Source organism: Terriglobales bacterium (genome assembly GCA_035567895.1).
In the GTDB taxonomy this organism is placed as follows: domain Bacteria; phylum Acidobacteriota; class Terriglobia; order Terriglobales; family Acidobacteriaceae; genus Gp1-AA112.
Genome location: DATMPC010000100.1, coordinates 1 through 8,947, shown reverse-complemented (window position 1 = coordinate 8,947; position 8,947 = coordinate 1). Strand labels below are relative to the sequence as shown.

General features: G+C 54.6%; 7 protein-coding genes. 3 read left to right on the top strand and 4 right to left on the bottom strand.

What is annotated here, in order from left to right; translation table 11 throughout:
* Nucleotides 1-309 precede the first annotated feature (309 nt).
* Nucleotides 310-729, bottom strand: a complete 420-nt coding sequence (locus tag VNX88_20670; GenBank protein HWY71093.1) for a type II toxin-antitoxin system VapC family toxin — start codon at nt 727-729, stop codon at nt 310-312.
* Entirely contained in the window at nt 726-1,034 is a 309-nt protein-coding gene (gene vapB, locus VNX88_20665) for a type II toxin-antitoxin system VapB family antitoxin (protein HWY71092.1), read from the bottom strand. Before vapB ends, VNX88_20670 begins: the two co-directional genes overlap by 4 nt.
* A gap of 146 nt (nt 1,035-1,180) precedes the next feature.
* Between vapB and VNX88_20660 the strand changes: the two genes are divergently transcribed.
* Together VNX88_20660 and VNX88_20655 are read left to right on the top strand one after the other, a co-directional pair.
* A complete protein-coding gene (locus tag VNX88_20660; protein ID HWY71091.1) occupies nt 1,181-1,552 on the top strand; it encodes a hypothetical protein in 372 nt (123 codons plus the stop codon).
* A gap of 184 nt (nt 1,553-1,736) precedes the next feature.
* Nucleotides 1,737-5,468: an IPT/TIG domain-containing protein gene (locus VNX88_20655; protein ID HWY71090.1), complete on the top strand. Its 3,732-nt coding sequence runs from the start codon at nt 1,737-1,739 to the stop codon at nt 5,466-5,468.
* Between the two features lie 54 nt (nt 5,469-5,522).
* On the opposite strand, the gene VNX88_20650 is transcribed toward VNX88_20655, so the two are convergent.
* The gene (locus tag VNX88_20650; GenBank protein HWY71089.1) at nt 5,523-7,424 is read right to left on the bottom strand and encodes an Ig-like domain-containing protein; all 1,902 of its coding nucleotides are present in this window, start codon (nt 7,422-7,424) and stop codon (nt 5,523-5,525) included.
* 133 nt (nt 7,425-7,557) lie between these two features.
* On the opposite strand from VNX88_20650, the gene VNX88_20645 reads away from it, so the two are divergent.
* A complete protein-coding gene (locus VNX88_20645) occupies nt 7,558-7,746 on the top strand; it encodes a hypothetical protein (GenBank protein ID HWY71088.1) in 189 nt (62 codons plus the stop codon).
* Between the two features lie 372 nt (nt 7,747-8,118).
* On the opposite strand, the gene VNX88_20640 is transcribed toward VNX88_20645, so the two are convergent.
* On the bottom strand, nt 8,119-8,862 hold the full coding sequence (locus VNX88_20640) for a hypothetical protein (protein ID HWY71087.1): 744 nt from the start codon (nt 8,860-8,862) through the stop codon (nt 8,119-8,121).
* Nucleotides 8,863-8,947: the final 85 nt, after the last annotated feature.

The window sequence follows — 8,947 nt, the reverse complement described above, 5'->3', positions numbered from 1 at the left end:
CCGGGATGTCGGAAGTGTCAATCTCAGCATCGCTCATTGCCGCGAGCGCATGGATCTCCCTAAGTTGCTTTTTCTTGATTTTGGTCATACATCCTCCTTTCTCGCGGAGTGGCCTTTCGCGCCGAAATGATTCTGATCAATTCTTCGTTTTTGTCTTCCGACACCGTATGAGCAACGAGAAGCACGACCATAACGCCTACGAGACCCAGCGTCTGCCTGCCAATTCCCTGTTTCCGTTCGCCCTATGATTGAGGTAAGGGCGAAAAAACTCGCATGGCCTTTTAGTTTTTCGAGCTGGGAAGCGCCAGGTCACCGCCAGTCTTCTATCTCCAGTCCAGACACGCGTTGAAATTCTTTCCTGTTGCTGGTGACCAGAGTAGCGCCCAGATCGAGCGCCTGTGCAGCGATAAAAGTGTCAAGTGCGCCGATCGACTCACCGGAGTCCTCCAAACCTGCGCGCACCTTTCCATAGGTTTCCACTACACGTGCGTCGACAGAAAACACCTCGAAGGGCGCGATCATGGTGGCAAGCAAACCCTGTTCTCGCTCGCGAACGTGCGGGTGCCGAGCTGCCCGGCGCTCAAGTCCGTATTGCAACTCGCACAGCGTTATCACTGATAGACCGATCGTTCTTTTCCTGTGTCTCACGAGGGCGCCCCGTATGGCGGGGGAATTGGTTCGCAGCAGATCGATCCACACGGTCGTATCCAGCAAATACAGACCGTTCATTCCTCGTCCGCACCGAACAAGTTCTCGAGCCCAGCACGCGGCTGCTGACGTTGATCGCGGTCAAGGGTAAAGTCCCGGGGAAATTCGTCGAGCGCGGCGAACAGTCCCGCCCAGCGGTCGGCGGTCTTGGGCAGGAGCAGGATCCCGTTCCCCAGGCGCTTCACCCACACGCTGTCCCCGCTGAACCGATACTCCTTCGGAAGGCGCACTGCCTGGCTGCGTCCGGTCATAAATATCTTCGCCTCTGCGCCGCCACCCACCCCGTGCGCAGACTTCTTGCCCCGAGTCTTTGAGGAACGTGCCATCGAATTTGCCCTCCTTCTATAAGTATATATCATATGATATGTATCTTATACGACAATTGGACACAGAAGACTGCCACGGCAGACTGAGGCCGGCGGCGGGCTCTCCTTTCGCGGCGGGACCCCCAACTAATTCTCTGTTCCGCTTATTGAATTCCCTGTTCCGCCACAATAAATTGCAGATTCCGCCCTGGCACGGAACTGCTGGCAACGCACTACTGACGGACCAGAACGGGTTTAACAATTCACCGCCCGCGCAACTATGGGTTGGCTTCAACTCGGCGGCTGAATTTCAGAATTTGCGCGTTCTCGCCGGTACTCAGCTATATGTCTTCGTTGAAGGCTTAGTGATCGCGGATCCAACGCAGCCACTAGGATTCTTTCTTGATCCGAAATCTACTCTAGCGCCAGAAGGACTGATTCCCGAGTTGGTTCAGCCGATGCGTACGGTCAGCGACAACCTGAATGTGTGGAACGGCCAGAATGTTGCTTTTATGGTGAAGGTGGAACAAACGAACTAGCTTCAGGACACACGATCTGCCCGCGAAGAACCGATTACGGAAGTGGTACGACCTTAAGCTTGCGATTTAATAGCCCGATGGGAAGGAGCAACTTCGAAGCAGGATTGTCACAGCCGATCATACGAGATTTAGCTGAACCCATTCCCATTTGTAGAAATCGGTGTACACTCTTGCACTTGCCTCTATGAGAGCCATTCGGGTCCCTTTTGGCGTTTCCTTAATCCTGGCCATCCTTCTAGCGAGTACCAGTTGCGGAGGAGGTGGTGGTTCTTCTTCGAATCCAGGCAATCCGGGGTCTGGCGGCGGCACGGGAGGAGGGGGAAACGGCAGCACCCTGGGAATAACTCTGGACTCTTCGAACGTTTCGGTTGCGGCAGGCGGCAACGCGATTGTCAAACTGACAGTCACTCTCCCCTCCGGAGCTTCTTCCGCTTCGGGAACAGTGACGGGCTTACCAAGCGGTGTGAATGTTTTCCCAGCAGTACCGTTGCAACTCTTCGCGGGCACTCAAAATGTTGTCTTGAGTACGACAGCCTTGGCTGCGATCGGCACGTACCCGATTACCTTTCAGGCATCTATTGGGAATCAAACTGTATCTGCGAATGCAAATTTCGTAGTGAGCCAAGGTCCGCCTGCAGCGCCAAGTGGCCCTCCGTTCATATTGGCCCTGACTCCAAACGGAACGACGAGCTTTATTCTGTATTGCGTTTCCGCTTCGGGAGGAGCGTGTTCATTAAACGTTTCTGTGAGCGGTTTACCGGCCGGCGTGTCGATTACTCCGAGCTTGACTTTTCCAATCGACCAAAATGGAACATATGTGCAACTTACCGCGACAGCCTCTGTTCAGCCGGCCGATTACATCGTCTTGTTCACGGGCAGTGGAAGCGGCTTTACTTCGACGTTGCCGGTTGACCTTAAAGTGGCCTTCGCGGGATTCACCGTGACTGGTGTTGACAATCAATATGCCGTTCGATTCGGTTCGAGCACTCAGATTCCTATACGAACCATTGCTAACGTCATTGCTGGACAGATTACGAACTACAGCGTGCAGTTTTCGATTAGCGGCTTGCCAACAGGAGTGACCGCAAGCTTCTCGCCGTCAATGATCACACCTGGACAAAACACAACGCTGACGCTGACCGCTGCTCCGGACGCCCCCTTAACGCGTAATGTGCGCCTGCAGATTACGGCCACGCCGAACGTGAACGCGGCCGCTATGACTGTGTCTTTCCTGCTCGATGTCGTGCCGCCATCCGGACAACTTCCAACCAGCCGCTCCGACTTTGTAGCCACCTACGGCGATATAGTTTCAGCCGTATACGACCCAGTGCACAAGCTCGTGTTTGCTAGCGATAATCTCTGGAACCGTATTGAGGTTTATTCACCCGATCAGAAGAAAATCATCGACACGATTTCAATTCCGGCACCAGAGAATCTAGAAATGAGCGTCGACGGTTCCAAAATACTCACTGGTACCGACACGAACCAGGTCTTTTGGATAGACACCGCCACCCGCGAAGTGGTGCGCACCGCAATCTTCAACGTCCCCAACGTCCCTGCTGGGGTCAGGGCTGCGTCTCCCCATGAGCTCAGTAACGGCAAGATCCTCATGCAATACAGTGGATCGATACCAGGCATTGTTTTGTGGGATCCGGCGGCAGGCATCACTTCTACGATTCCCCAACTTACGATCGGCGGGGCCATTGCGCGGAGCGGCGATGGCTCCAAGGTGCTTATCGTTACGGAGAGCTCCGCGCCAACCGCCTACCTCTACGACGCCCAATCCAATGCCATCAGCGCTACTCTGAACAATATTTTTGGACCTCCCGCGGCGAACCAGAACGGAACTCGTTTCATTTTGGGTTCAAACATTTACGATGCCTCGCTTAACAAGCTTGGCAGCGTTGCGCCTGCGTCGCAGGTCATTCAGATAAAGGGATCGCTTTTCAGCCCGGACGGTAGCATTGCTTATTTGGCAGCTGAATCCAACCAGGGCGACGCAATATACAGCACAAGCGTGAGCTCCCTCGCGTTGTTGAGCACCGCACCTGTGGTTCAGCTGAGTTTCGCGTTCGGGAGTGGTCCGTTGGCAATGACGACTCCATTCGCAGCCGATCCAACAGGTCTAATCTTCGGGGGATCGGACTACGGAATGTTTGTGGATGACGCAACAGTAAATGTCGGTCTGCCACAGTTTGGTTTTTCGGGTATGGTGAGCCCGAAGGTTGGTCCAGTCGGAAGTACAACAACAGTAACGGTCAGCGGTCTCGTGCCATTGCTGCCGGACGTCTACCTCGGTGGTGAAGCCGCCAGCAGCGTGACAAGTGGCCTAGCTGGACAGATTCAATTTGGTACTCCAACGAACCTGTCGGCCGGGCCTGCCGATCTGAAGATGTTCTTTCCCAGTGGTGCAATCGATTTTGCTCCGCAGGCGTTCAGCTTTGGCCCATCGATTCAGTTCTTGAGCGGAAATGCCGGAAGCACAACAGGCGGATCCACTCTCCAAATTGTGGGTACGGGAATTTCTGATCCTGCTCAAATGCAGGTTGCAATCGGAGGAAAGAATGCTGCTGTCACGAGCGTAAATTCATTCCTCTCAAGCGGCGGACACTTTGGAAATGTGTATCCGTTTCCAACCTATGTTCTGACGACGAGCGTTCCGGCCGGCAGTGCAGGTGCGGCTGACGTTACGCTTTCTACGCCCAATGGCACTGCAACCGTCCACGGAGGGTTTCACTACGTTGCAGTCACGACGTATCCTAGCGCCGACAAATTCAGCGACATAATTTACGACCGCTTCCGTAATCAGCTGTATCTGTCCGCGGGGGATCACATCGACGTGTTTTCAATCGCCAACGGCAGCTTTACCTCGCCCTTAACTCCGCCTGCAAACGGAAATCAGAAAGTCTTTTCCGCACTCGCCCTCACTCCAGATGGAGCCAGCCTGCTGGCTATCGACGCAGCGGACAATTCGCTGGCCGTGTACGACATCGATGTTCCCTCGTCTTCTCGAGTTCTTTCGCTCAGTTGTAGTCAGAGCCAAACGGGGTTAGCGATTACCGCAGACGGCCGGGCGCTTACGATGGCGAACTTTTCATCCGCTAGTTGTCCTAGCGGAAGCCCGGCCTCGGGAATACTTTCCATCAATCTGACCACCGGTACAACCGCGGAGCTCAGCGCTCCAGCGCAGTGTCTGGGCGGATCGATGCGCGCCACCAACGATGGTGCCGAGGTCGCGTTTAGCAGCAATCGCGGTTTTTGTGTGCTTGATACGGCGACTTCGAACTTCACCATAAACAACATTGCTGGCAACACGGCGGTTGCTGCCTCGGGAGACGGATATGCGTTCGCGTCCGGGCCATATGTCACGGACGCGGCGACGAACGCAATTGGGTATTACCAGTTGCCGCAGTTGTATCTTCAAAATCCATTTGCTGCATCTCCGCTGCTCTTCGAGGCACTCGGAGAGCCGGGAAGTCTCCTCTATGTGCCCTTCAACTCCTGGATCGATATCTTTGATGTCAATCGGGGTGACCTCCGCGAGCGCGTATCGGTTGGGCAGGCGCTGCAACCGACGGCTTCTGGTTTGATGTCGATCGACAGCAGCGGCCAAAACATTTTCGTCATCACCGCGCAAGGGCTGACTCGGGTCCAGCTCGATGCTGCGCCGCTCTCAATCGGACACGTGTCTCCAGCAATCGCCGCGGCAGGCACTGCTCTCACGATCCGAGGCACCGGATTCAAATCCGGCAGCACCGTCACGCTGAACGGCACTTCGACCGGGACAACCCTCATTGATGATCAGACGCTGACCGTAGTCGTGCCACCTGCCGTGGCGACTGGGCCGGTGATCGTCAACGTAACTAATCCGGGAGGAGACTCCTACTCGCTTAGGAGCGCTTTCATAATGCAGTAACGGGAAGGCACGCGTCAATCGGTAGCGCCCACACATGGACGGGCTGGTCGAGAATCAATGGAGCAGGCCAAATACTCCGATTCCGTTCGTCGTTCCCACATACACTTTGCCGTTCGCAACTGTGGGCACTATGAATTTATTGCCTGTACCGAAGTGGTCGCGCCCGTTTGCGGCTTGGTTGCTGTTGTAGAGTTCGTTGGCGAGATTATTGGCATCGTAGGCATGCAAAACCGCTGTACTGCCATTCTCGGCGGCCCACACGATGCCGTTGGTGTTCCCGTTTGCGGAGATCGATGGAGTTGTTCCGGGATAGGGAAATGAGTTGCCACTCTGCGACGTGGGATTCGAGCTCAGCTTTGCGTTCGTAACTGAGAATGCCTTCAGTTTGTCGCTAACGCCTCCGTAGAAGACGGTGTTGTTGAAGAATGCAGGAGCTCCAAATTCAGCACCGATTGCTCCAGTCAGTTGCTGGTAGATGTTGTTCGTGTTGGCATTGAACTTGCCCATGTTGTCGCGATCAACGACGTAGATGTTGCCATCCTTGCCTGCGCCTACCGCGAGGTGCCTAACCGTGCCCGACCCATCGGTGAGGTCGGGAAGCACCATTGCGCCACCTGATCCCAGATCGGTGTCAGAATTGGATTCGCTGGCCGTGTTGAACAATGCGAAATAATCGGCTACGGCTAACTTGTTATTCAGCGTCGATATCTTGAGAAATGCGTTTCCGAAATCTCCTTGAGCGGGGAATCCATTGGCATTCAGCATCGAGTCGAAAGTGCCGTTAGCCGCCAGCTGATAGATGTTGCCGGCCAAATCGGCAGCGAGTCCTGCTCCGCTGTTCCAGAATGAAGCCTCACTGCCATTCGGAACAATGTTCAGCACACTCACCTGTGCTAGCGTGCTCTGGTCGTAAGCAATGACCCAACCGGTGTACGGATTGAAATCGCAATGCGAAGACCAACTTGTGTACACAACCCCGTTGAGCAGGAGCAGTCCCGGACGCTCCTTGTATGCCCCAGGGTCGAAGATCACAGAGCCTCCGCTACTGTTTGCTCCCGTTCCGGGAAAGGTTGCATGAACGTCCAGCGGCCCAGAGAATTGCTCGGCTCCTGTGGCAAGGTTAAGGGCGTGGAGGCGCTGAAAGTACGATCCCGAGGTGTCCTTACTCATTGCCACCACGTAAATTGTGCCGTTCAGACCAGCATTTCGATCGATGACAGGCGTTGCGGTGACTCCGATTTCGGGAGAAACTTGGCTGCATCCAAAACGAGGTTCCGAAGTTGTTTCGCCACTTTTGAGCATGGAAACTTGCCAGAGCTTTGTACCGGTGTCAGCATCGAACGCGTACACACTGTCATGCTCAGTGGCTACAACCAACACGTTGTGTGTACCGCCGGAGATCGAAACGTTGGAGACGTAGAGCGGCTGCGCGTCGACTTTGCCATCTACCGAAATCACGAACAGCTTTCCGAAATTCGTTGCGTTTACGTTCGCCAGGGTGAGAAGCGTCTCTTTTAAGTCTTGTCCCGTGCGGGCGTTGTCATTGTGATAGGTCAATACATCGTTCGCCGATGGTGGCGGAGGGGCCGTAGCCGTAACGGTGAGAGTGGTCGTGCCGCTGATTGTGCCCGATACTGCCTTGATCGTAGTTGTTCCGGCTGTCACTGCCGTAGCAAGCCCACCGGAAGTGATCGTCGCAACAGCCGTGGTAGACGACGACCAGGTTGCGGTGCTCGTCAAATTCTGTGTTGTGTTGTCGCTGAATGCCCCCGTCGCGGTGAATTGTTGTGTAGAGCCAGTTTGGAGCGACGGGGCACTAGGGCTTAACGAGATCGACACCAGCGTGGGCGATGTTCCTCCACCTGAGGAAGAGGAGGAAGAACCAGTTCCTCCGCTGCATGCTGTAAGGGCTGCAAACAGGGCAACGACGAAGAGCTGAGGTTGTCTTAGAGTCACAACAAATCAATACTAATTGTAGCGTTCCATTTTTGAACAAAATTGATCTGGAGGTTGATTACTGAAGCCCCGCCAAGCAGGTTCCCAAGTGCATTGTACGTTCGGCTTGTGATTTCCAACCAAGAGCTAGAGCATGGGTCATTTCGGAGGATATGACGATCAAGACCGGCACGAATCAGCGCGTGCAGACCCAGAAGCAGTGATTCTGCCCTATGATGGTCTGTTCAACGGTCTACTCTGCCACATCGCACTTCGTGCTTCGCAAGTCCCAACGAACGAGGGGATCACCCGTAGTCTCGGCGGGCCGCCGCTGGTGGAATAGATAATCCTAGTGTTGCGCTCGCTGATTCTTTCTGCCGTCAAGTGTCCTACGTCCCAGATCCCGTTTTCGAAATCACTCGTTTGTGAGATTCGGTTCTGGGAAAATCCGCGTTAGAACATATGGGGTTTGCTGGAGCCTCTGCGGAGGGGTATTTGAGGGTTCGCGTGACCTAGTTAATCGGACTTTGGTAGAGCGTGCAGGGTTGAATGGCAGCGATGGCAAAGCGTGATGAGATTCTCTTCGGAGTCCCTGCCTCCGTGGCTCCGAAATAGCTGGTGATGCACTTCCAACCTGCGCATGCTGCCGCAGAATTGGCATCGCCAGGAATCCCGTTTCAGGATTCGAAGCCTCAGCTGCTCGGATAACTTCGGATCAACTTGCGAGTGCCTTGGCATCCTGCTCCTCGATCGCAGTAAGGAAGCGTCTTCTCTGGTCATTGGCCATGAGGTGATAGGAGCGAAGTACCGCCTCAAACAACACTTCGGGCTCCCCACCGGAAGCGTGCGCCCCAGCCAGAAAGTCGGCGCAGATCATCTCTAGGCAGTAACCTCTCGATTTGTCCGAGCCAAGCATTAGTGCGGCGGTCTCGATGGCTTCTTCTACTACGGGAATCTGGCTCTTGTAGAGCTTGAAGTAAACGATGTCCGAGGGCTCGGCATCCTCGCCGGTGAGGTGCTTCTCGACTTCATGGCGGAACTTCTCTTTGGGCATGGTTTGTGCGTTGTGCAACCAGGTTGCACAATCGAATTTCTGCCTGTCCGAGCGAGCTACTTTCACCAGTTCGGCAGCCTTACTCCATCCAATCTTGTTGAGATCTTTTTTGATCTGCTTCGGCAGGTGCTCATGAATGGACATGAGGTAGTAGGCCTTTCGCCTCGAATCGGGGAAGCGACGAGAAAGAAAGTCATCGAAGGAATGCAGCTTTTCAAGACGCCAAAATTGTCCGGCTCTGACTTCGCACAAATATCGACCAAGATCAACGAATTTGGCTTCGCGCTGATGGTCCACAGACTTTTCCCAGGCAATGATCTCGTCGATTTTCGAGATCACGAACAGGCCGCGCTTGCGATCGAGTTTCGGCAGCACGGGAGCATCCTTAACAATCAAGCTGGTCAATCCAATCAAGCTCGGCTCCTCGGCCCTGCACCAGCTTCGCGCTGATTAGATCTTGCTTGCACAGGCAGAGGCCAATGAAAGGACA